The sequence below is a fragment of the Cohnella cholangitidis genome (assembly GCF_014107495.1).
Taxonomy (GTDB): Bacteria; Bacillota; Bacilli; order Paenibacillales; family Paenibacillaceae; genus Cohnella; species Cohnella cholangitidis.
Genome location: NZ_CP041969.1, coordinates 1,992,900 through 2,016,371 on the forward strand (window position 1 = coordinate 1,992,900; position 23,472 = coordinate 2,016,371).

The following is a 23,472-nucleotide window of genomic DNA, read 5'->3' on the forward strand; positions in this document are numbered from 1 at the left end:
CCTTCAACCCGTTATAAAAAAGTGTTATATATATCATCCAATGGTATGTCTACTACAGCCATCACTTCGTCCGCGGCGCCATAATACATGCGGATCGTTTGATCCTGCAAAAGGGCTCCGCACGAAAACACGACCTTGCCGAAAAATCCATTCACTTCATATGCAGCTTCCGGCTCCAATACGGGTACGCGAGATCTCGCGATCACCTTGGCCGGATTTTCCAAGTCGAGCAGCACCGCGCCCATGCAATAGCGATGCTTGCTGTCCGCTCCGTGGTACAAGGCAAGCCAGCCGCGATCGGTTCGAATCGGAACCGCGCCGCCACCCATTCGAGCCGAATCCCATCCTTGTTCGCTAAGCCCCATCAGGAAGCGATGGTTCCCCCAATGGTCCAAATCGGGCGATTCGGCGATCCACATCTCGGGAGAGCCGAACGATTTCGGCACCGGACGGTGCAAAGCGTAGTATTTGCCGTTAATTTTTTCCGGGAATATCATGACGTCCTTATTCTCGGGAGCCAGCATCAGCCCGCGACGCTTGAATGTTCGGAAATCCCGGGTCTCCGCCACGCCGACGCCAACGCCGCGAGCGGAGGCGGAACTGTAGGTGATATAATACATGTCCCCGATTTGGGTCACGCGCGGATCTTCGATTCCCCACGCTTCCAGGGCGTGTTCCGGAAACAAGGCCGGCTGCGGCTCGATGTCGAAATGAACGCCGTCCTTGCTTCGCGCCACCCGCAAATGAGATAAGGAGGTGAGCATGACCGTTCGTCCGTCCCTTACTACGAAGCGCGAGTCGGAGAAATCATAACTCGGATCGGTCTTGTCGTAACGCTCTACAAGTACATGAGTACCCGCTTCGTTCAGCCGGGGGATAAGCACTTCATCCGCCCGGTCCGATACTGGCGCTTCCGCAACGCGCAGCAACAGGATAATTTCATCCCGTAACTGCGCAACGCCTGCATTAAACGCACCAAGCACTCGAAAGTCGGGGCGGGAGGGCGCAACGTCCTCGGCCCGTATAACAGGATTTTGCTCGCAGCGTTTTACGTTCATGTGAAATACCTCTTTCAGTATTTAGGTGCTATTATTTACCGGATGTAACGGCGTTGATTTGCGCTTGAATTTCATCGATCACTTTTTGTCCGCCGAGGCTCTCCATTTTTTCCTCCAGCATCGCCTTGCCTCTATCCGCAGGCAGCACGCCTTGACTTAGCGGCAGGAAGATCGAATCGTGAAGCGGCGTAATTTTGGCATATTCCGTCTTCACCTTCTCAGCGTTAAAGTTGAAGCCCGACGTTGGACTAAGCGTGAAATTGGCCGGGTTGGTGGAGAAGTCGAACCACTTCTTGTCATCCGGCATCATCGTATCCGGCGTGCGGTTCAGCGTTGGCCGCCAGGTCAGCACATAGCCCGGGAACGAATAGTTGGACAGCACCTTATAGCTCGTATCGCCGACAGGTTCCCAGTCCTTCCCTTGAATGCCGTATTCCATCAAATCGTGGTTTTCCTTAACGGACAACCAGTTGGCTACGTCTAAAGCTAAATCGGCATGCTTGGATGAAGTCGGAACGCAAAGGAAATTCCATTGCTGGAAAGCGGTATAAGGCTTGGCCTTATCCCCGTTCGGCACGAAAACCTCAAGCTTGACGTTACCGTCTTGCAGCATTTCCGAATATTTCAATCCCTCCACGCCGTCAGCCGCATAATAGGTGGCCGCATATTTTCCTTGCTTGAACAGCGTTTCCGCATTTTGCTCCTGCGCGATATTTTTGGAAAGTATGCCGTCCTTGTAGTATTTGGTGACGCGTTCATAAGCATCGGCAATCATCGGGCTTGCCCATTGACTGACAACCTTCTTGTCCTTGGTTGAATAGGCGAACATGTTGACGCCGATCTCGAGCACTTCATCGAGCGCCTGATTAGCGGATTCGCTCAGGATAAACGGAAGTTTATCTGCTTTGATGCCGTTAATGACGAAGGGCTTGACATCCTTCTCGTTTTCCTTGACCGCATACAAAAATTTCTCCAGATCGTCGAGCGTTCTCAACTCGGGAAGTCCGTATTTCTCGCGCAAATCTTTGCGGATAAGCAAGCCGTATACCTGGCCTTGGGTGGTGCCGAGCGGAATGCCCATAATTTTGCCTTCAAATTTGTTATAATCCCACATTTCATCGGGAATGGACGCTTTGAGCTCCGGACGCTCGGCCACCATGGCATCCAGTTCCATCAAAGAATTGCTGGCGATCATCTGATTCATGGATAACCATGGGGCATCCAAATACATATCGAAATCTTCCCCGGCGGACATCTTTACGGAAACCGCATTCCCGTAATCGGACCACGGCAAGAAATTGATGTTCAAGGCCGCTCCGACGTTGTCCGCTTTCAATTTGTCGTTGACCGCCTGCAGCACATCGTCAAAGCCCGCCGGCTTATCCCCTGGAAAATAAGCTTTCAGCATCACCGTTTCCTTCGTCGCGGGTGCAGCGCTTCCCGTATTCGTTGGAGAATTCCCTACATTGGCGCCAGTCTCCGATTTGCCTGCGCAGCCCGCCAACATCAGTGACGAAGCCAATACCGCGGTCGTCGCCGCGCCAAACCATTTTTTCAATCTCATTTCGTTAACCTCCCTTATCTAATGAAAAAAAGTCTATGATTAACCGGGCTATTCCGGTTAATGCCGAAATTCTCGATTACCCTTTACGGCTCCTACCGTTAAACCCTTGACGAAATATTTCTGAAGCATGGGATACAGCAAGACAATCGGACCGATCGTCAGCACGGTTGTCGCCATTCGCACGCCATAGGTTGGCGGCGTGACGGCAATGGCCGCCGCGGCGGGAATGAGATTTTTGGCGGCTTCCATATTGGATACCATCCGGCGCAGAATCAACTGCAGCGGGAACAGCTTCTCATTATCCACGAACATCAATCCCATAAACCAGTCATTCCAGTAGTTTAGTGCATAGAACAGACCGACGGAAGCCAGTATCGGCTTCGAGATCGGGATCATAATTTGGAAGAAAACTCTCATTTCATTCGCTCCGTCAATTCTTGCGGCTTCCTCCAATTCCTCGGGAATCGTACGGAAGAAACTGACCAGCAAAAAGACGAGGAACGGCTGGCATAATAAGGTTAAAATGAGCACCCAGACGGTATTCTGCAAGTGCAGCCACTGACTGACCACAATATAAAACGGAATAATGCCTCCGGAAAAAAGCATAGGCAAATAGCAAAAAATCAGAAAAGGCGTTCGCAGGACATTCCGCTTGTTGGCTAGAGAATAGCCGAGCATCGCGGAAATGCACAACGCGCTTAATGCGCCTGCGGCGGTGATAAAAATCGTGACCGCATAGCCGTTGAACAACACATCCGATTGCAAAACCGCTTTATAAGCGTCCAGCGATAATTTTTGCGGAAATAAAGTATACCCATGCGCAATCAGTTCTCCTTCGTCCGTAAACGATCCGATAATCATCAGCAGAAAAGGAAACAGACAAAATAAGGTGAACAACAAAATGAACGTATAGGCAAATACCGTAAAAGTTCGATCCGCAGCGCTCTGTTTCTGTCTCATCGTTATTCTCCTAAAATAAAGCGGATTCTTTAGACACCCTTCGGGTTACCCAGTTGGCGGCAATGACGAAGATCAGACCCATAACCGACTGGAACAGGCCAACCGCCGAAGACATGCCGAAGTCATGCAACTGTCTCATGGAGCGGAATACGAAGGTGTCGATGACATCGGTAGTCGGATACAGTAAAGAGTTGTCTCCGATGATGGCATAAATCATGGCAAAGTCCCCGTTGAAAATCTTGCCTACGGACAGCAAAGTCATAATCATAATGGTAGGAACGAGCAGCGGCAGCGTAATGCGCAGCACAATCTGCAGCTTGGATGCTCCGTCGATCCGGGCAGCCTCGTACAAATCCTCCGATATGCCGGTAATCGCGGCCAGAAAAATAATCGAAAGATAACCGGCTCCTTGCCACACGCGGATAACCGTCAGAATGTAAGGCCATAGCTTCGACTCAAACATCCAGTTGACCGGTTCCAAGCCGATATTTTGCAGCCAGGCGTTAATCATCGGCTCTTCCCCGCCGAATAAGGATTGGACAATCATTCCTACCACGATCCAGGACATAAAATAAGGAAGAAAAATGAAAGATTGCGAAATTCGTTTGAAATACTTATTGCGAATTTCATTGAACATAAGCGCGATTAACACCGCGGCCGCCGTAGTAAACAAAATGAACAGCATGTTCAGCATCAGCGTGTTGCGCAGAATGACCCAGAAGTCATCCGATGTAAAGAAATAATCGAAGTTCTTAAATCCGACCCAATCGCTTCCCGCAATTCCTTTGGCGAAATTATAGTCTTTGAAGGCGATCATAATCCCGTATATGGGAAAATAACTGAACACGAGAAAGAACAGCAGCCCCGGCGCGGCCATAGCATAGAGAAAAGGATTTCGCGCAATATGCTTCAGCTTGGACCGTTTACTTGCGTTAAGTTGATATTGCATCGTTTTGCTTCCCCCCTTTCATCGAGACCGGAAATCGCGTCAGCGTCCCGTCATCTATGCCGTTACCTTACCAAGCCCTCGCCGCAACGGCAATTCCGGCAAGCTCCGATTTTTCCTGCAAGCTCGGATTTACGAACTTCCCAAAAACAACACTATTTCGAAAATAAACGATTTTGCGGACGGAAATGCTCGCTATGCTATAATGAATCCACCAATTTATGAGCTCGGCAGTCATCATTACGGGGGTTCTAGAGCAATGAAATTCAGACTTTCAGTTCTCGCATCGCTGAAGCGGCACCCTACTTATATGAAACTTATTTTTTATTTTGTCAGCGCCAACGTTCTGGTTTTGGCCATATCTTTTGCGTTGCTCAATTGGCAGTCTTCCAAGACGCTTCTGGAAGAAATCGGCGATCATTCCGAATCGTTGCTAGAGAACGGCGCCCAGAACACGGCGCAACTGATGGAATGGGCTCTGGAATTCAGCTTCTCCTCCAGCAATGACAGTCCCCTTAAGGTATATGCCCTTTCGGATCAATACAGCGATTTTGAAACGTTTGAAGTATGGAGCCGGCTTATGGACATCAAGAACGCCAATCCGTCTATCGATTCGGTATACCTTATCAACGATTACACGAATACTGTAGTAGATTCCAGACTTGGATTGAATGACGCGGAAGCTTTTTACGACCAGGACATTATTGAGCGTTTGCGGGATCCAGCTACAGCGGAACGGAGCGTTCTCATTCCGAGAACCTTGTCCATACCTCTTGCCGGTAATAAGGCCAAAGAGGTGATTTCCATCGTAAGATTTTACGAAAAGGGCAGTTCCATCTCTGCTTTCGTTCTGAATATGGACACTCATCATTTAATGACCTTGCTTCAGGACAATTCGACTTATGCGAACAGGTCGGTAACGGTTCTGAACGATAGGGATGAGACGGTTTTTAGCAGCATCCCTTTGAATAAGGAACAAATCGCGGAGCTCAGGAGCCACGGGAATAAAGGCGAAAGCGGATGGAAGCTGTTTGAGCCCCGCAATCAGGGAGAACAGTTGATGGTTTACGCAAGCACCTCCATCAAAGGAATTCAGGATTGGACCTTTATCGAAACGATACCGAAGTCTGTCATTTTGGGAAAAATCACTGTTCTTCGCAATACAAGCCTGATCTTGTTCCTCATCCTGTTCGTAGCCTCATTGACCGTTATCGTTCTGATTTCCAAGCGGGTGTACTCGCCTATTCAAGAACTGATTAGCAGAGTGATGCGGCAGCATCAAGCCGAAAAGCCCGGCGAAGGATATAGCGCAAATGAACTTGACTACTTATCCAATGTGTTTACGGCCCAACGCAATCAGATTCATGAACTGACCGAGCAATGGCGGCATAATAAAATTCTGGGCAGGGAGCGGTTTTTGCGGGATTTTCTCGGGGATATCTACCATTCGGCAGAGGAAATAAGTTCTCAATTTCAAGAATGGGGAATCGATCTGCCGGAAGACCAGCTGTCGGTAGCCATCTTCCGGATCGACCGCTTCTCGGAATTTTCGGAGGCCTACCCGGAGAAGGACCGGCGTCTGCTCCGATTTGCGATGTCCAATATTATCCAAGAATCTCTGCAATCGTCCAAACACAAGCTGCAAACGGTGGACATGGGGAACGACCACGTCGCGGTTGTCTTATCGGCACCGTTGTCCGAAGAATTTGCGAAGAAGCTGCAAGTATCCCAGCAGTTAATGGAGCAGTATTTGTCGATCGGCACGACAGTCGCTTGGGGTAGGACGTTGCCCAGCCTGACCGACATACATGAGATCTATATGGAGACGTATGAACTGACGCAGGAACGGTTCCGATTCGGCCACGGAGCGCTCATCGTGAATGCATGGCTAGCCGACGCGCCCGGAGAACTATATCATCTGCCTGTGGACAAAGAACGGCAGGTCGCTCAGGCTCTTCCCAAGGGTAATGCGGACATGGTTCTGGAAATCATACGCTCAGCCGTAGTCAAGCTGCGGGGACTGCCCTATTTTGAATGTAAAATGTCGTTGATTACCTTGTTCATGGACATACGCCGGCTCATGCAGGAGCACTCCAGTCAGCCGCTCCCCAGCTCATGGGGGCTGACTTCCATCGAGAATCAGATCATGCAGCAGGAGACGATGGAAAACGTGGTACCATGGATGGAAGCGCTCGTAACCAAGACGCTCGAAGACATTGCGGCTGCCCGCGGTTTATCCAAAAACGCGGCCCTGATCGAACAGGCCGACCAGTTCATTGATAAGCAATTAACCGATCCGAACTTGTCCGCAACGATGTTGGCCGATCATTTGGGTCTGTCCGTGAACTATTTCCGCAGTTTGTATAAGGCGGAGACCAACCAATCGATTACGGATAAGATATCGGAGAAACGCCTGGATTGCATTTGTCGGGAGTTGCTTGCCTCCGACTCGCCGATCGAGCAGATTATCCATCATTTCGGATTTTCGTCGCTTAACACGTTTTATTCCATCTTCAAAAAGGTGTATGGAATGACGCCGGCCCAATATCGAAGGATGCATAAAAATGGCGCTAGTTGATATGCCGGCCAATCGCGATCCGAAGTATGTAAAAAAATACAACCTTCCGTGTTCCGGGAAGGTTGTATTTCGCGTCTGGCTTATTATCTCTTGAGCAACTCCAGGAACTCCGAACGAAGCGCCGAGCTTTGTCGGAATTGGCCTCTAACGGCCGAAGTTACGGTTTTGCTGCCCGGCTTCTTCACCCCGCGGGCGCACATGCATAGGTGCTCCCCTTCTACTACGACCATTACTCCGTGCGGCTGCAGTACCTCTTCGAGAATGTCCGCGATTTGCGAAGTGATTCGTTCTTGTACTTGCAAACGTCGCGAAATCGCTTCTACTAGCCGTGCAAGCTTGCTCAAGCCGGCTATCTTCCCGCTTGGAATATACCCGATGTGGGCCTTCCCGTAGAAAGGTGCCATATGATGCTCGCATTGGCTGTAGTATACGATATCCTTCACGATAACGAGCTCTTCATGCCGTTCATCGAACGTGACGCCTAGAACGTCCCTAGGATCTACCGCGTACCCCGCGAAAATTTCCTCGTACATGCGCGTTACCCGCGCCGGCGTCTCCAACAAACCCTCGCGCTCGACGTCTTCGCCGATAAGCTTCAATATTTCCCGGACGTGGAATTCGACCTTCTCCCGGTTATTGCTCACATCCGAATTGGAGTAATCTTTGGCTCCCGCCATAACCATTCCTCCTACTATCTACGGAACTTAGGATTATTTCTGTTGTTCTGGCTTGCACCCGGGTTCGACTTGGCATTGCCGCCGCCCGAGTTTTGGTTTTTCATCATTTGCTGGGCTTTCGCCAGCTGCTGGCTATTCATGTTATAGCCCATTTGCTTAGCCATCTTCTGAAGCATTTCCGGATTGTTCTGCATCTTCGTCATTTGGTAGCGCAAATAGTATACCCCGACAATAAATCCAACGATCAAGCCGACGATTAACGTCAGGATCGGAATGATATAGGACCACATAATCAAGCGCCTCCGAAATTTTCATAATAAAACCCTGCGAACGCCTCGATGCGTCAGAGCAGGGCCGTTGTATTATGATAGCATGGTCCAACTTCGCGCGCAAACGAAAATGCCCGTATGAGGCGTTAAGATAAAACTGCTTCAATGAAAAGCGTAGGATGCTGGGCGAGATCGACCTCGTTATAGCCTACCGCTTCTTCGCCTTCCTTGTCGATTACCCGCACGACCGGTCTTCCGGGCAAGCCGCGGTGCTGGCCGACGACGACTCCGGTTTGGCGGTTGGACAGCTTCACCGATATTCCGTTCGGATAGATCGATACGATTCTCATGAAATGAACCAATACTTCGTGATCGAGCATTGTACCGGACATCGCGTTTAATCTTTCGCATGCTTCATGCGGCATTAGCGTCATCTCATCGCCGGACGGATAGATCAAGTTGTCGTAGGTATTCGCGACGGCTACTATTTTCGCATAGGTATGGATATCGTCGCCCGTCAACCCGCGCGGCAAACCGCTGCCGTCTACGGCTTCATGATGCTGGAAGGCGACATGCGCAATCAGCAAGCTGTATTCGCGCTTATTCTTGATCAGCTCGAACCCGCGCCACGCGTGATGCATCCGGCCTTCCTGCACTTCAGGCGCTCCGAGCTTGCCGATATCGTGCAATAAAGCTCCGACGGCCAGTTCTTTTAACTGAATCATATTTAAACCCATGTTAAGCCCTAACAGCGAAGACATCATGCAGACGTTCATGGCATGCAGGAACATGGCATTGTCTGCCGTACGGATATCCGACAAGTGAATAAGTACGTTCTGGTTCTTCAATACGTCGTCGAGCATTTCGTCCACGGTTTGGCCGATCGCTTTCGAACTGAAGGTTTTTCCCGAACGAAGCGTCTCGAACATCTCGGACATCTGATGGATGACCGCCCGTTTCGTATCGTCGGAGAGCAGCTCCTCGTTAGAAATATCGCGATACATCGGATCATCGATATAGATCGTCGTTACGCCTATCCGTTTTAACGTGCTAATCATATATACGGTTAAGTGCACTCCCGTGGAGAGCAGTACCGCTCCATTGGAAGAGAAGATCGTTTTGCCTAGTATTTGCCCCGGTTCGACCGTCTCGATATCGACTAATTTCATCTCGTACCTCTCCTGCCTTTGCCTTTAGTTCTATCATGGTGTAATAAACTATATTTCGGCATATTGGATACCGAAGTTTATGGGGTTGGAGACGAATAATAAAAACTCCTTCGATCCTTAATAATAAGGAAGCGAAGGAGGAGGCTTCTTCGTTTAACAGTTTATTTCACTTCATAAATTTCATACAATCCGTCGATGACGAGATTCGCCGCGAGAATGCCTCCCGCCGTATTCCATACGGCATCGTCGACTTTGTATACTTTACCGTTCTTAACGGCATTAAGGCTTTGCCACAACGAATCGTTGACCCATTCCTTTTCCGTTTCCGAAGCTTTGCCGTCACCGGTCTCGTAAGTGAAATACAACAAACGGTCCGCGTCCGCTTCAGGCAGACGCTCTTTCGTGATTTCGTCTACGAATTGGTCTTTCGCGTTCAAAGTCATCGCGTTCCGGGTAATGCCGATTTGGTTGAAAATAACGCCCGTAAACGTATCCGTATGGTAGACGCGCGTCTTACCGCCCATGAAACGTACGACCGAGACGGTTTCCTTAAGCTTGTCGCCCGCTTTGGTTTTGAACTGATCGATCTTCGCGTCGAAATCGGCGATCAGCTTGTCGCCTTCCGCCGTTTTGCCTAACGCTTCGGCATAAAGCTTGAAGTTCGTTTTCCATTCGCCGCGCAACGTTTCGGATTCTACGGTCGGGGCAATCGCGGACAATTGCTCGTAAATTTTCTCATGGCGCATTTTATTGCCGAGAATCAGATCCGGCTTCAAGCCCGCGATCAATTCCAAGTTCGGCTGGCCTTCTTCTCCAAGCTCCGTTACGCCTTCCATTTGATCTTTAATGTGATCGTACCATGGCGAGCCCGTCCAAGATTTCACCGCGCCGACCGGCTTTACGCCAAGAGCGAGCAAGGCTTCCGTTCCTTCGTTGGTCAGAACTACGACGCGTTGAGGAGCGCCGCTGATTTTCGTTTCGCCCATGGCATGCTTGATGACGCGCTCCGCTGCCGGCGACGAACCTTCCGGGGATGCGGTTTCCGCTGCCGGGGATGCGCTATTGGATGCAGCCGGAGAGCTGCTTTCATTCCCGTTTCCTTTATTGTTTCCGCAAGCGGTAACCATCATCGCCATTACGAGCAAGACGATTCCCCACCATGCGGACTGTTTTCTAGCGTTTGCTTTCATTTCGTTTCTCCCCCTGATGTGTATTCATGCCGTTAGTTGAAAATCATTATCAATCAACAACATTTCTTAATCTATTCGAAATGCTCCCCGATGTCAACAATTTGTTGAGAACGATTTTCATCCTCATTGACAGCATGGAACACATCAACTACACTCACAAAGGGGACTATGTCCCCTTGTTAATAACCGGGAACCCTTATCACATCAAGAAAGCTGGTCGCCATGAGAACCTTCGGACTATTCCTCTTTTTGCTGCTACTGGTCCTATCGATGCTATGCAGCATTGCGTTCGGAGTAGCGGACATCCCTATCTCTGCCGTTATTGATTCTTTCATCCATTATGACGCCTCCCAAAGCCATATCATTATTCGCGATACCCGCGTTCCCCGAGCCTTGATCGCGGCGTGCGTCGGAGCAAGCTTGGCCGTGGCCGGCGTGCTTATGCAGGTCATTACCCGCAATCCGATCGCCTCTCCGAGCACGTTCGGCGTGAACTCGGGAGCCGCTTTTTTCGTGGTGCTCGCATCCGGCCCGATCCTGAATCTAAGCGGACTTCAACAGCTCACTTGGACAGCTTTAGTCGGCGCGGCGGTAAGCGGCGTCATCGTATTCATATTGGGCAGCGTCGGCAAAGACGGAATGACCCCGATCAAGATCACGTTAGCGGGGGCGACGATCGCCGCTTTTTTCTTTTCCCTCACCCAAGGGTTCATGCTTGCCGACGGTAAAATGTTCGACCAAGTGCTTATCTGGATGGTCGGTTCGGTCGCGGGACGGGAAATGGACATGTTATTGAATGTCCTTCCTTACATGGTCATCGGCCTTATCTTAGCTCTATTCCTGTCTAGCCATATGAACGTCTTGTCGATGGGAGACAGCGTCGCCAAAGGGCTCGGAATGTCCACGGTACGCATTAAAGGAATGGCATCGCTCTCGATTATTCTATTGGCCGGAGCTAGCGTAGCCGTAGCTGGACCGATTGCCTTTGTCGGAATTATCGTACCGCATATCGTTCGCTATCTCGTCGGCAACGATTATCGATGGGTCATTCCGTATAGCGCCGTCGTCGGGGCTTTGCTTCTCGTTACGGCGGACTTGGGCTCTCGCTACATCGCCATGCCGACGGAAATTCCCGTGGGCGTCATGACGGCGATTCTCGGCGTCCCGTTCTTCGTCTATATCGCACGGAAAGAGAGGCGAATCGGATGAGCAAATATACCTCTTGGAGAACGAAACAGCCGAGCCTCAGCTTTCAAGTAGATCGCAAAGTCATACGGGTTACGACTATACTAGCCGTTCTATGCGCATTCATCATGATCGTCAGCACGGGAATCGGCAGCCAGTGGATTAATCCATGGGATGTGCTCCGCTCCATATTCGGACAAGGAGACTCGATGCATAACGTCATCGTAATGAAGCTAAGATTGCCGAGAATCGTCATCGCCGTCTTGGTAGGCGCCTCTCTTGCCGTTGCGGGCGCGGTGCTTCAGGGAATCGTCCGCAACCCCCTTGCTTCTCCCGACGTCACGGGAATTACGGACGGCGCTTCGCTCGGAGCCGTGCTTTTCTTGTTTATATTCACGGATACGCTATCGATTCGTTGGATGCCCGTCGCGGCCATCCTCAGCGCGTTCGTCGTTACCGGAATCCTTTATTTGCTAGCTTGGCGCAACGGAGTCGCTCCGATCCGGCTTGTATTGATCGGCACGGGCTATCCGCGGCCTTCAAGTCGATCTCGTATATGCTCATCATTGCCAGCCCTTTTATGCTTGCCATCAAATCGGTCACCTTTATGACCGGAAGCATATACGGAACGTCATGGGAGAAGGACGTGTTCACGCTCCTTCCTTGGGTAGGAATCCTATTGCCGCTCACCTGGCTGCTCTCTCGCCATTTGAACGTTCAAGCGCTCGGCGACGACGTAGCCAACAGCGCCGGATCGAACGTACAGCGGGGCCGAATCGTTCTGCTCCTGCTCAGCGTCGCTCTAGCGGGTTCGGCGGTAGCCATTGGCGGAGCAATCTCGTTCATCGGACTAATGGCTCCCCATCTAGCCCGCAAGCTGGTCGGTCCCGCCTTCGGGGCTCTTCTGCCGGTAAGCGCATTGCTCGGAGCGATCATCTTGTTACTGGCGGATTTGGTCGCCCGTACCGCTTTCTATCCGCAAGATATCGCCGCGGGAGTGTTTACCGCCGCGATCGGCGCGCCGTTCTTCTTATACATGCTATATCGTCGAAGAAATACGTAATTCGTTCATTATTAGCTTTCACAGCGTCGAGAAAGGATGAAGGATCAATGAAAGGATTAACGGCTAAGGGATTATCCTTGTCTTATAACGAAGATTACATATTCAAACTGCTGGATCTAGCGATTCCAATCGGTCAAACGACCGTGTTGATCGGAAGCAACGGCTGCGGCAAATCGACGTTGCTTCGTTCGATGGCTCGCCTGCTGAAGCCGAATGAAGGCAGTATTCTTCTTCACGGCGAGGATATTGCCAAGCTTCCCACTAAGGAAGTAGCGAAGAAGCTGGCCATTCTGCCGCAAGGCCCGACCGCGCCGGAAGGGTTGACCGTGCAGCAGCTCGTCAAGCAGGGGCGATACCCGTATCAGAGCTGGCTGCAGCAATGGTCCGAGCAGGACGAAGCCAGCGTGAAGGCGGCCCTTGAAGCGACAGGAATGAGCCCGTTCGCCGAACGGCCGGTCGATTCGTTATCCGGCGGTCAGCGGCAACGGGCATGGATAGCCATGACGCTTGCCCAAGACACGGGGATTATTCTCTTGGATGAGCCTACGACGTATCTCGATATGACTCATCAGATCGAGATTCTAGACTTGCTGTATGAGCTTAACGTTCGCGAGAATCGTACGATCGTCATGGTGCTGCACGACATCAATCTCGCCTGCCGTTACGCGGACCACATCGTCGCCATCAGCGATGGAGCGGTTTACGCGCAAGGCAAGCCGGAGGAGATTGTCGATACTTCGCTCATCGAAGCCGTCTTTCGCCTCCACTGCGATATTATGCAAGATCCTTTGTATGGTACGCCTATGTGCATCCCCCATGGCAAAGGCCGAAAACTAGCCAAGAGATAACCTTCTCGTTAGCCATTCCTGCGAAATAGCGGTGCTCAGCACCATTATTTGGCCGCAAATCCGCTCCAGTCGCGATTTAGTGGTGCTCAGCACCTTTATTTGGCCGCAAAACCGCTCGAGTCGCGATTTAGCGGTGCTCAGCACCTTTATTTGGCCACAAGTCCGCTCGAGGCGCGATTTAGTGGTGCTCAGCACCTTTATTTGGCCGCAAAACCGTTCGAGGCGCGATTTAGCGGTGCTCAGCACCTTTATTTGGCCGCAAAACCGTTCGAGGCGCGATTTAGCAGTGCTCAACACCGTTATTTAGCCGCAAATCCGCTCGAGTCGCGATTTAGCGGTGCTCATGCAACTAGAATAAAAAGTGGACACCTCATAAGAGAATGCAGATAATTAACACAACAAAATGAAGAGGTGTCCGGCATGGGTGAGCATAGACAACGTTACAGCGACGAATTTAAGGAACAAGCAGTCAAGTACATTCAGGAACAAACGAAGACAATACCTCAAATTGCAGAGGAACTGAATGTACCGGTAGGCACATTGCATCAGTGGATGGCGAAGTATCGCAAGTTCGAGAACGAGCCGCTGGTAGATCGTGAGACAATCCGCCAGAAGGATGAGCAGCTTCTAGAGCAAGAGCGTCAGATCGAAGACCTCAAGGAGGAAATCGCCATCCCAAAAAAGGCCATGCACATCTTCAGCAAAGAAAGGAACTAAGGTTCCGGTTCATTGAAGATCATCGCTCCGAGTTTCGAATCGAGAAGATGTGCGTCGTTTTAGATGTATCGCGGAGCGGCTACTACAATTGGGTTCAAGAGAAAGCCGAACAAAATAGCTATCAGAAACGTCGTAAGGCACTACTGGCGCGTATTACATGGCTTTTTCTAGATTCCAAAAGACGTTACGGCAGCCCGAAAATCACGAAGCTACTGCGGGATGAAGGATGGACGGTTTCCGAGCGTTTGGTCGGCAAGCTCATGAGCGAAAACGCGCTTCGGTCATGCGTTTCTAAGAAGTTCCGTGTCACTACGACGGATTCCAATCACACGCTCCCTATTGCGCCAAATGTACTGAATCAGAATTTTAAGACAACGGCTCCGAACAAGGTTTGGGTAACGGACATTACTTACGTACCGTGCCGCGAAGGGCGCATGTATCTGGCAAGCATCATGGATCTTTACACGCGCAAAATCGTGGGCTGGAAGTTGGGTGACCGAATGACGACGGATTTAGTGCTAGCTGCGTTGGACCAAGCTTATAAGGCTCAAAAGCCCTCAAAAGGGCTAATACACCACTCCGATCGCGGCTCACAGTATGCCTCGGACGAATACCGCAAACGGCTAAAACAGTACAGAATGAAAGCCAGCATGAGCCGGAAAGGCAATTGCTACGACAACGCCTGCATCGAATCGTTCCATAGCGTGCTCAAGAAAGAGTTTATTTACTGTACGCGTTTCAGGACGAAAGTCCAAGCACAGCAAGAGATGTTCGAGTATATTGAGTTCTTTTATAATCGTAAAAGAATTCATGGTTCTTTAGGCTACGTTTCGCCGGATCGGTTCGAAGCCATGTACTACAAAATGTTGGGGTAACTTCGCTTAACGGGTGTCCACTTTCTTGACAGAGGTCCATTAACACCATTATTTGGCCGCAAATCCGCTCGAGACTCGAAATAACGGTGCTCAGCACCGTTATTTCGCGCGCAGGACAACTACGATTCAACTCGTATATTCCCACGAGTTGAATCCGACACAAAACGGCTTCCACCATCCCATACGGGCGGCGGAAGCCGTTTATGTTTGACTACGTTAATTTTCGTCGTATTTCCCCGGAAATAGCCATTTATTCGCGTCTGCGATCCGTTACGGGAGCCGACAACGCTCGTTCGATCGCAGATAATACTTCAGCATCCTCTTCCTTCGATTGCGCGGCCCGCAAACATTCAATGGCTTCTTCCGCACCGATCCGCCCAAGCGCCCAGGCCGCTGTCGCCCTCAGTTCCGGGCGCGGATCGTCAAACAGTACCGCGGCGACATCGGGCACGGAATCGACGTCGCGGAAATTGCCCAAGGCGATAAGCGCGTTCCGTTGAATCGGCTTGCGTCCGCGCCAAGACGCCGAGCTTGCGCCGAATTTCTCGCGAAATTCGCGATTGCCCATCTTCAGCAGCGGACGCAGCAACGGCTTGGCAACCTCCGGGTCCGGCAGCAGCTCCTCATGATGCCTGGTGTCGATTTTCCGATTAACGGGACAGACGATCTGGCAAGTATCGCAACCGTACAGGCGGTTGCCGATTTTCGCCATCATCTCCTCTTCCACGATGCCCTTGGTCTGCGTAACATAGGAAATGCACCGTTGCGCATTCAATTGTCCCGGGCCTACCAGCGCCCCCGTCGGACATGCATCGATACACAAGGTGCAATCCCCGCAACTGTCCAACAACGCCTTATCCGGCTGCAGAGGAAGGTTGGTAAGCATCTCTCCCAAATAGACCCATGAACCCCATTCCGGCGTCAACACCGAACAGTTTTTCCCGCTCCAACCGATGCCGGCGCGCTCGGCGACGGCGCGATCCGATAACGCCCCCGTATCTACCATGGACATGAGCTTGGCATCGGGCACTCTGTCCAATATCCATTCGGTCAGCATGGCGAGCCGCCGCCGCAAAGCCTGGTGGTAATCTTCCCCCCAAGCCGAACGCGATAATATGCCTCTTCGTTTGCCCGGTTCCGACACCGGGGCGTTCTTCATCTTGGACGGGTACGCAACGGCGATCGCGATAATCGAACGGGCTTCGGGCATAAGCAGCTTCGGCTCCGTCCTCAGATCCAAGTCCGGCTCTTCGAACCCCGATTCATGGCCGAGCTCGCGATGCCGAACGAGCCTTTCCTTAAGCTCCGGGAACGGGTCCGCCGACGTCACTCTCAGCTTGTCGATGCCGAGGCTGGGAGCCGCTTCAAGCATATTTTCTTTGAACTGCTTCCAATAAGCCATATCCTTCTCGGCCATGATCAGCCTCACAGCTTAGCCCAACGGCTGATCGGCCAAATGATCAGGTCGGCGCGGCCTTTAATAAGCTCTTCCGGTACTTCCTTAAACGCGCGGCTATCTCTGCTGGCGCTTGCATGGCGATTATCTCCCAACACGAAATAATGGCCTGCGCTAACCGTCGTCAACGGGAAATCCTCGCCCTCGATTTTCACGTCCGTGTATGACTCTACTTTCAAATCACCGTTGATGTATAGCTCTCCTTCACGGATTTCCACCGTATCCCCGGGAATCCCGACAATCCGTTTAACGAGATATTCTTTGCCTTCCGAGCCTTCGGTCGGATCCTTCAGAATGACGACATCGCCTCGGTCGAGGTTTCCGATCTTCAAGACGATTTTGTTGATGAACAACCATTCGTTCTCGTGAAGCGTCGGCTCCATGGATATTTTCTTCACGGTTGATAGCTGAAAGACGAATGCTTTGAGCAGCAACACGATCGCAACGGCTACGATAAGCGCCTTGGACCAATCCCAAAGCTCCTTGCGCCATCCGGTTAAGATCGGTTTCTTCTCTTTTTGCACCGAACGTCTTCTTCCGCCGCCGGAGGAGGTTGCGGGCTCTAATGGTTGGCTCATGGGATAGTAATCTCTCCTTCAGCGTTCGTTTGTCGTTTCCACTGCTCGTAATAGTGGTAAACATCGGCATCGACGAATGGCATGGCTTTATTCGCAATTCTGGATTGCAGCTCGAGCAACCCGGCTTCCACGCGATTTTCGACCGAGTGCCCGTACCGGTACTCCTCTTTATGAAGGAGGAATTCATCCCGGTCAAGTTCGTGCGCGGCTCCGTTCGGCATGACTACAACGTCAAGGTCGTAATCGATGTATGTCAGAACATCCCCGTAACGATAAGGGGGCGAGGCCAAGTTGCAATAGTACCGGATCCCTTGCTCTTCAATGAGCGCGACAACGTTAAACCATTGCTCCGGTATAAAGAAGGAAACGGCCGGAACGCGGCTGATCCATTCCTTGCCGTCCGCTTCTATGATCGTCGTGTGGTCGTTGAGCATAACCCACAGAGAAGCTCCCGCATGCTGAAGGAGAAGGCGCTCCTTCGGAACTTGCCAGTTTTCTAACCATACGCGGTGCAGTGAACCATCATGCTTGAAGCTCTTGATCACGCATTTCTGATAGGGATTATCCGCTTTGTTCAAGATGGCACCTCCCGCCGTTCGATCAAGCTGTACGCTCCGCGGCTGCGGGCGATGTTCAATAATATAAGAAAAGCATATCTCCCCGCCAAAAGCAATGGCGCAAAAGATATGCTTCCTGGATCCGTCCGCGATCGATTCAACCTGCTACGATCGAAAGCGGCTGTGTTAACTGAACGAAATCGACGGGCCTTAAACCTAGCGAATCATAGAAGGGCCGCAAATGTTCGTTATGCTTGTCCTCTGCAACAAGAACCTTCATCACGTTGCGCTGGCGGAACCGATTGTTCATATTGGATACGAGAGCCCGTCCAACGCCTTGAAGCCTGAATTCCTTCCGAACGGCTATGCGATATACATAACCCTTATGGTGATCAATCGTTCCAATTAATACTCCCGCGATATTGCCTGCCGATTCCGCAACGAGCACCAATTCGCTATCCCAAGACAATTGGCGAGCGAACGCACCCATCGTCTCTTCACAGCATTCTTCCGATAATACTTCTTCCAGAAGTTCGGCAACCGACCTGTAGTCTGACAATTGGAAAGAACGAATCTGCATGCTGTACAATTCCCCCGGGCATTAAGTTTTACATCCAGTTAACGATCTCTTAATTTTACGACAATTTAGAGAAATTTCTAGTTCTTTTATTAAAAAAACATAAATTTTTTCGCAAAAACGAAAGAAAACGGGATGAAAACGCTTTAAACAACACGATTGTTGGTGGTTTAACTACATTAACGGGAATAAACCGCGATATTCGGATTTTTTTGCTGGATAATCGGTGCCGAATTGGGGATTCTAAGAGAGTTGATGAGATTCGGATCCTGTCATAACCCCATGAGTTTTGACTTTTTATACATCCATGTTGATTTAATCGAAAAGATAAGGGATAATAATAAACGTGAGTAACACAAGCTACATATCGAAATCACTATTTAGGAGGTTTTTTATCCATGGCACACGAATTACCGGCACTTCCTTACGCAACAGACGCACTTGAGCCTCACATCGACACGGCAACGATGGAAATCCACCACGGCCGTCACCACAACGCTTACGTAACGAACCTGAATAACGCTTTGAAATCCGCTCCGGAGCTGGAAAGCAAAAGCGTTGAAGATCTCATCGCAGACCTGAACGCAGTACCGGAAAGCATCCGCACAGCGGTTCGCAACAACGGCGGCGGCCATGCCAACCACAGCTTCTTCTGGAAAACGATCAGCCCAAGCGGCGGCGGCCAACCTTCCGGCGCTCTGGCTGCTGCGATCGATAGCGAGCTTGGCGGTTTCGATAAGTTCAAAGAAACATTCGCGGCCGCAGGCGCTACTCGCTTCGGCTCCGGCTGGGCTTGGCTTGCTCTTGGCAAAGACGGCAAACTGAAAGTATACAGCCTGCCCAACCAAGATAGCCCGATCATGGAAGGCGACACTCCTCTTCTCGGCCTCGACGTATGGGAGCACGCTTACTACCTGAAATATCAAAACAAACGTCCTGATTACATCGCTGCTTTCTGGAACGTTGTGGACTGGAACGCGGTCGGCGCAATCTACGACGCTGCGAAGTAATTTAATGACGTAACGCAAAGAGATCGCTTCCCCGGAATGGATGGCAGCTGCCCCCGTTCCCCGGATAGCGATCTCTTTTTAATGCCGCTTGCGATTAAATTAATGAACGACGGCATCCTCTTCCAATAGCTCGTTCAACTCGGCGGCGACGGTGTCGATCATATGCACGAATGAAGATAGTTCCTGAGAGCTAGCCGCCTGCTCCCTGGAGAAGCGAACGGTCTCTTCGCTGCCGTGCTTGACTTCGTCCAGCGACGCTCGGATTTCCTTAAGCTTGGATTGAATCGTAACCAAGGACTGCTTGGAATTCGTCGCCAGCTTGCGGATCTCGTTGGCAACGACTTCGAACCCTAAGCCCGCATCGCCCGCGCGAGCCGCCTCGAGCGCCGCGTTCAAGCCGATCAGATGCGTTTGATCGGATATTTCGCGCATCGTAGTTCCCAGCTGGTTGATCTCTTCGATGCTGTGGGAGAGCTCCCCGACTTTGGCATGGGAGTTTTCTTGGACGTTGGCCGTATGCGAAGCGTTCGTGGCGACCGTCGTGCTGCTGGCGCTAAGCTGAACCATCATCGAAGATAGTTCCTGCACGGCGGTGCTCACCTTCGTGATCATGTATTGGCGTTTCTCGACCAGTCTCTCGATTTTGGCTTTCTCGTCCTGCTCGTACGCCTCCAGAACGATCTGCGAGTCCAAGTTGAACATCTTGCTTAGGGAATGGGTAATCCGCAGCCATTCGTCCGGGAGAATGCGTTTGAGATGCGTTGTCGCGATGTCGAGATATAAAATGTAGGTGCCTAGGTACCATTGCGTCGTCAAACCGATTTTGGAATGAACCTTCCCTATGAACAGGCGCTTGTCGAAAAATTGTTCGTCGATGCTGCCATCGGTCAGAGATTGGAAATACCACACTTGCGTTTTCTTTAATCTTTCGATCGTGCTATGGGATTGAATAAGCTCAATCAATTCCGGCTGTTCCGTAATTCGAGCGTACAGCTCGTCCACGACGGCATCCGTGATTTCCTGAAACGCCGATTGTTTGGAGCGCAAGAATCGCAAATCTTCCTCGGATATCCCTATGTATTTCAATTGCTTCATTCTTGCCGCGCTCACTTGAATCATTTCCCTATTCCTCCTCATCTAGGCTGCTGCTTCTCTAGATTCGCCTTAATCTAGTCCTACGTCAAGCATCCAGATGAAATTTATCTCATTAAGCGCGGTAACCGCTAGCTGCCAGAAGCCTATCCGCATGAAGCAGCACCGTCAGCTCATCGCCCTTCTTGTGAATCCCGCGAATGTATTCGGAGGCTATGCTCGCGATAGCCGCAGGAGTCGTCTCCACCTCGTTATCGGGCATATTGAATACTTCCGTTACCGAATCGACGAGTACTCCGATGTTATTCCCGCCCGTGCTCATGACGATTACCCTGGAGTCTTCCGTCAGCTGCGTCGGAGCAAGTCCCAGGCATTGCGAGAGATCGACAACGGGCAGCAACGAACCGCGAAGATTAAATACGCCTAACATTTCAGGCGCATCCGCAGCTACCTGCGAAAGCGTCGGCACGCGAATGATTTCCTTAACCTGCTCGATATCGAGCGCATATTGTTGTTCGCCAAGCATGAACGCCACTCTTTTGTCAGCCCGGACTTGAGCTTTCTGTTGCGCGCTCTCGCGCTTATGATTCGTAACCGTTCCCGCATCGCGGACGACGGCGTTCACATCCAAAATGTAAGATATGCTTCCGTTGCCTAGAATAGACGAGCCGGAAACGTAAGGCACTTGGCCCAAGTAGGACGAGAGCGGCTTCATTACGATCTCTTGATTAGCCACGAGCTTGTCTACGTACAGGCAAACCCGCTTCTCCGCGGCCCCGATCATAACCGCGTATCCTTTGCTGGAGCTGATCGGAATCGTACGAAGCTTGTCATGCAACCGGATAAGCGGGAAGAGCTCTCCTCGCACCGTACAGATTTCTTTGCCATGCACGCTCTGAATATCGGCGGACGACAACTGGAACGTCTCTAGCACGTGAACGAGAGGAACCGCGAAAGTATGCTTGCCCAGTTCTACTAGCAAAGAGCGCGTTATCGCAAGCGTAAGGGGCAGTTTGATCGTAATTTCCGTCCCTTTGCCGATTGCCGTGTCGATATCTATGAGCCCGTTAAGTTTTTCGATATGCGTGCGGACGATATCCATCCCTACTCCGCGCCCGGACAATTCGGTAACTTGTTCCGCCGTGGACATCCCCGAGTGAAAAATAAGCGCGATCATTTCCTTATCCGTCAGCCTAGACGCCTCGTCTTGACTAATAAAACCCTTATGGATCGCTTTCTGTTTAATCTTCTCGGGATCGATCCCTCGTCCGTCGTCCTTCACGCGAATGACGATCGCATTCTCCTGATGGCTGGCCTGCAAATGCAAATGGCCTTTGCGGGGCTTGCCCAGCCGTTCGCGCTCTTCGGGCGACTCCAAGCCATGATCGGCAGCATTCCGCAGAATGTGGATAAGAGGATCGCTAATCTCTTCTATGAGCGTCCGATCCAGTTCCGTTTCTTTGCCTTCTATCGTAAAATGAATCTCTTTGCCCGCTTGCTGCGACAAATCCCTTACCAACCGCGGAAATCGATTAAACAGCTGTTCGATCGGGAGCATCCGGGTTTTCATCATGCCCTCTTGCAACTCGGCGATCACCCTGTTCAGATGGTCGGTCACTTCCCCTAGCATCGCAACCTCGGTTTCCTGTTTATATCGTTCATCCAGCCTTTTGCGTACTTCTTTAAGCCGGGTATTGTCAATAATCAACTCCCCGACCAAATTCAACAGGTGCTCCAGCCTTTTGACGTCCACGCGTACGGTTTGCTGAATTTGCACCTTGCTATCGGTTGGAGTATCGCTTTTACTTACAGCGGATGGAAGGATCGCGGCCGGTACCGCTTCAATCCCCGACTCGAGTTCCGCGTCGGATTCGTCCTTAGGTTCCGTTACCGGCTCGACGACGCGTACGCTAACGTCGCTGATTTGCGAAAGTTGCAGAACGTTGCCTTCAATGGCATCCGGCGCATACGTAGATGCGACCACGAACGAGATCGGGCCCGATAAGAGCAGCTCTTCGTTATCCCATTCGCTCAGCGCGGGCTTCAGGGCGATGATTTCCCCCGTCTCGCTTAACGTGCGATGGACAAGCATTCCGCGCACCGTGGGCATATCGGCATCGGAGGAGAGCGTTACGGATACCATGTACAAAGGTATGCCTTCTTGGCGCTTGCGCGTCATCTCTTCCATTTCCGACGGGTTCCAACCCTCAACGGCAACGGCAGCCGGCTCCTGCTCGCCGGGCGTACTCTCCCTTACGATGTCAAGGCTCGTGTCGCAAGCATGACGTCCGTTCAAAATTTGCTCAAGCGCATGAAGCAAAGTTTCGTTCGGATGCTCCTCCATCTGGCCTTGCTTAAGGGTCTCTCGTTGTAATTTCAAATAATCAATGCAATTAAACAAAATATTAATCATCCCGGAGCTTAAGATCAGTTGCTCCTGCCTGAGAAGGTCGAATACGCTCTCTACCTTGTGGGTAACTTCTTTCATTTGATGAAAGCCCATGGCGGCCGAAGAACCCTTCAACGTATGGGCGGCACGGAAAATTCTCTGTACGGTGTCGCTATGGTTGCCGTCCGTCTCCAACTCGAGAATGGCATGGTCCAACGTGAGCAATTGTTCCTCCAACTCGTCCAGGAACACGCTTAAATAGGCAGACGCAAATGAATCCATCCGATTACAGCTCCCCTCTTATTCCTAGAACGGCTTGCAGATTCAACACGCTAACGAGCCGATCGCCAAGCCTTCCGATGCCGGACAAATAATTGCGGTTAACCGCGCTCGCATGTTCGGCGGGAGGCACGATTTCCTCGAAAGCGGCTACCTTCTCCACTCCGTCTACCCATATTCCGATATCGTCCTCGTCCGTCCTCACGATCACGATGCGCGAGGAAGAAGTTTGCGGAGCTTCCGGTATACCGAATCTAACGCTTAAACCGATGACGGGAACGATTCGCCCCCGCAGGTTGATTACGCCTTTGACATAGAGCTTATCGCAAGGCACGTCCGTAATCGGCTGAACCTTAATGATCTCCTGAATTTCCGCGATAGAGAGCGCGTATTTCTCTTCATTCAATCCTATGACGATATAATTGTTCATCTAGC

Annotated in this window: 21 protein-coding genes and 1 pseudogene; 7 read left to right on the top strand and 15 right to left on the bottom strand. The window is 51.1% G+C overall.

Annotation, left to right across the window (positions count from 1 at the left end):
• Positions 1-11: 11 nt before the first annotated feature.
• From FPL14_RS09520 to FPL14_RS09535, 4 genes are read right to left on the bottom strand one after another with little or no spacing between them, the layout of a single operon-like run.
• The gene (locus FPL14_RS09520) at positions 12-1,058 is read right to left on the bottom strand and encodes a glycoside hydrolase family 130 protein (protein ID WP_182302754.1); all 1,047 of its coding nucleotides are present in this window, start codon (positions 1,056-1,058) and stop codon (positions 12-14) included.
• 31 nt (positions 1,059-1,089) lie between these two features.
• Positions 1,090-2,622 carry a DUF3502 domain-containing protein gene (locus tag FPL14_RS09525; protein ID WP_182302755.1) on the bottom strand — a complete coding sequence of 511 codons (1,533 nt, stop codon included), beginning with the start codon at positions 2,620-2,622 and terminating at the stop codon, positions 1,090-1,092.
• 57 nt (positions 2,623-2,679) lie between these two features.
• Positions 2,680-3,582: a carbohydrate ABC transporter permease gene (locus FPL14_RS09530; protein ID WP_182302756.1), complete on the bottom strand. Its 903-nt coding sequence runs from the start codon at positions 3,580-3,582 to the stop codon at positions 2,680-2,682.
• Positions 3,583-3,592: 10 nt separating this feature from the next.
• Positions 3,593-4,531: an ABC transporter permease gene (locus FPL14_RS09535; RefSeq protein WP_182302757.1), complete on the bottom strand. Its 939-nt coding sequence runs from the start codon at positions 4,529-4,531 to the stop codon at positions 3,593-3,595.
• A 256-nt stretch (positions 4,532-4,787) separates the two neighbouring features.
• On the opposite strand from FPL14_RS09535, the gene FPL14_RS09540 reads away from it, so the two are divergent.
• Complete coding sequence (locus FPL14_RS09540) at positions 4,788-7,106, top strand: AraC family transcriptional regulator (RefSeq protein WP_182302758.1); 2,319 nt, start codon at positions 4,788-4,790, stop codon at positions 7,104-7,106.
• An 83-nt stretch (positions 7,107-7,189) separates the two neighbouring features.
• Here FPL14_RS09540 and folE read toward each other — a convergent pair whose 3' ends face one another.
• The 4 genes from folE to FPL14_RS09560 all read right to left on the bottom strand — a co-directional run bounded on the left by folE (position 7,190) and on the right by FPL14_RS09560 (position 10,411).
• Positions 7,190-7,783, bottom strand: coding sequence for a GTP cyclohydrolase I FolE (gene folE / locus FPL14_RS09545; RefSeq protein WP_182302759.1), 594 nt, complete (start codon positions 7,781-7,783; stop codon positions 7,190-7,192).
• 14 nt (positions 7,784-7,797) lie between these two features.
• On the bottom strand, positions 7,798-8,073 hold the full coding sequence (locus FPL14_RS09550; protein WP_182302760.1) for a YneF family protein: 276 nt from the start codon (positions 8,071-8,073) through the stop codon (positions 7,798-7,800).
• 125 nt (positions 8,074-8,198) lie between these two features.
• Positions 8,199-9,221: an HD-GYP domain-containing protein gene (locus FPL14_RS09555; RefSeq protein ID WP_182302761.1), complete on the bottom strand. Its 1,023-nt coding sequence runs from the start codon at positions 9,219-9,221 to the stop codon at positions 8,199-8,201.
• 161 nt (positions 9,222-9,382) lie between these two features.
• Positions 9,383-10,411: an ABC transporter substrate-binding protein gene (locus FPL14_RS09560; protein ID WP_182302762.1), complete on the bottom strand. Its 1,029-nt coding sequence runs from the start codon at positions 10,409-10,411 to the stop codon at positions 9,383-9,385.
• Positions 10,412-10,633: 222 nt separating this feature from the next.
• Here FPL14_RS09560 and FPL14_RS09565 point away from each other — a divergent pair, with 222 nt between their 5' ends.
• The 5 genes and pseudogenes from FPL14_RS09565 to FPL14_RS09580 all read left to right on the top strand — a co-directional run bounded on the left by FPL14_RS09565 (position 10,634) and on the right by FPL14_RS09580 (position 15,099).
• A complete protein-coding gene (locus FPL14_RS09565; protein ID WP_182302763.1) occupies positions 10,634-11,620 on the top strand; it encodes a FecCD family ABC transporter permease in 987 nt (328 codons plus the stop codon).
• Positions 11,617-12,659: pseudogene (locus tag FPL14_RS09570) on the top strand (FecCD family ABC transporter permease). Before FPL14_RS09565 ends, FPL14_RS09570 begins: the two are co-directional and overlap by 4 nt.
• 47 nt (positions 12,660-12,706) lie before the next feature.
• A complete protein-coding gene (locus FPL14_RS09575; protein WP_182302764.1) occupies positions 12,707-13,507 on the top strand; it encodes an ABC transporter ATP-binding protein in 801 nt (266 codons plus the stop codon).
• Between the two features lie 420 nt (positions 13,508-13,927).
• Positions 13,928-14,224: a transposase gene (locus FPL14_RS29575; protein WP_220471229.1), complete on the top strand. Its 297-nt coding sequence runs from the start codon at positions 13,928-13,930 to the stop codon at positions 14,222-14,224.
• Between the two features lie 11 nt (positions 14,225-14,235).
• Entirely contained in the window at positions 14,236-15,099 is an 864-nt protein-coding gene (locus tag FPL14_RS09580) for an IS3 family transposase (RefSeq protein WP_229263952.1), read from the top strand.
• 250 nt (positions 15,100-15,349) lie between these two features.
• Here the strand turns inward: FPL14_RS09580 and queG are convergent, their stop codons facing one another.
• From queG to FPL14_RS09600, 4 genes are all read right to left on the bottom strand, one after another.
• On the bottom strand, positions 15,350-16,516 hold the full coding sequence (gene queG / locus FPL14_RS09585; RefSeq protein WP_182302765.1) for a tRNA epoxyqueuosine(34) reductase QueG: 1,167 nt from the start codon (positions 16,514-16,516) through the stop codon (positions 15,350-15,352).
• A gap of 8 nt (positions 16,517-16,524) precedes the next feature.
• Positions 16,525-17,133 (bottom strand): signal peptidase I, encoded by a 609-nt coding sequence (lepB, locus tag FPL14_RS09590; protein ID WP_182302766.1) that lies wholly within the window; start codon positions 17,131-17,133, stop codon positions 16,525-16,527.
• A complete protein-coding gene (locus FPL14_RS09595; protein ID WP_182302767.1) occupies positions 17,130-17,711 on the bottom strand; it encodes a DUF402 domain-containing protein in 582 nt (193 codons plus the stop codon). Before FPL14_RS09595 ends, lepB begins: the two co-directional genes overlap by 4 nt.
• A gap of 136 nt (positions 17,712-17,847) precedes the next feature.
• Complete coding sequence (locus tag FPL14_RS09600; RefSeq protein WP_182302768.1) at positions 17,848-18,270, bottom strand: GNAT family N-acetyltransferase; 423 nt, start codon at positions 18,268-18,270, stop codon at positions 17,848-17,850.
• Between the two features lie 395 nt (positions 18,271-18,665).
• Here FPL14_RS09600 and FPL14_RS09605 point away from each other — a divergent pair, with 395 nt between their 5' ends.
• Positions 18,666-19,277, top strand: coding sequence for a superoxide dismutase (locus tag FPL14_RS09605; protein ID WP_182302769.1), 612 nt, complete (start codon positions 18,666-18,668; stop codon positions 19,275-19,277).
• A gap of 99 nt (positions 19,278-19,376) precedes the next feature.
• Here the strand turns inward: FPL14_RS09605 and FPL14_RS09610 are convergent, their stop codons facing one another.
• The 3 genes from FPL14_RS09610 to FPL14_RS09620 all read right to left on the bottom strand — a co-directional run bounded on the left by FPL14_RS09610 (position 19,377) and on the right by FPL14_RS09620 (position 23,467).
• Entirely contained in the window at positions 19,377-20,396 is a 1,020-nt protein-coding gene (locus tag FPL14_RS09610; RefSeq protein WP_182302770.1) for a globin-coupled sensor protein, read from the bottom strand.
• 88 nt (positions 20,397-20,484) lie between these two features.
• Positions 20,485-23,040: a chemotaxis protein CheA gene (locus FPL14_RS09615; protein ID WP_182302771.1), complete on the bottom strand. Its 2,556-nt coding sequence runs from the start codon at positions 23,038-23,040 to the stop codon at positions 20,485-20,487.
• A 4-nt stretch (positions 23,041-23,044) separates the two neighbouring features.
• Positions 23,045-23,467 (bottom strand): chemotaxis protein CheW, encoded by a 423-nt coding sequence (locus FPL14_RS09620; protein ID WP_182302772.1) that lies wholly within the window; start codon positions 23,465-23,467, stop codon positions 23,045-23,047.
• Positions 23,468-23,472: the final 5 nt, after the last annotated feature.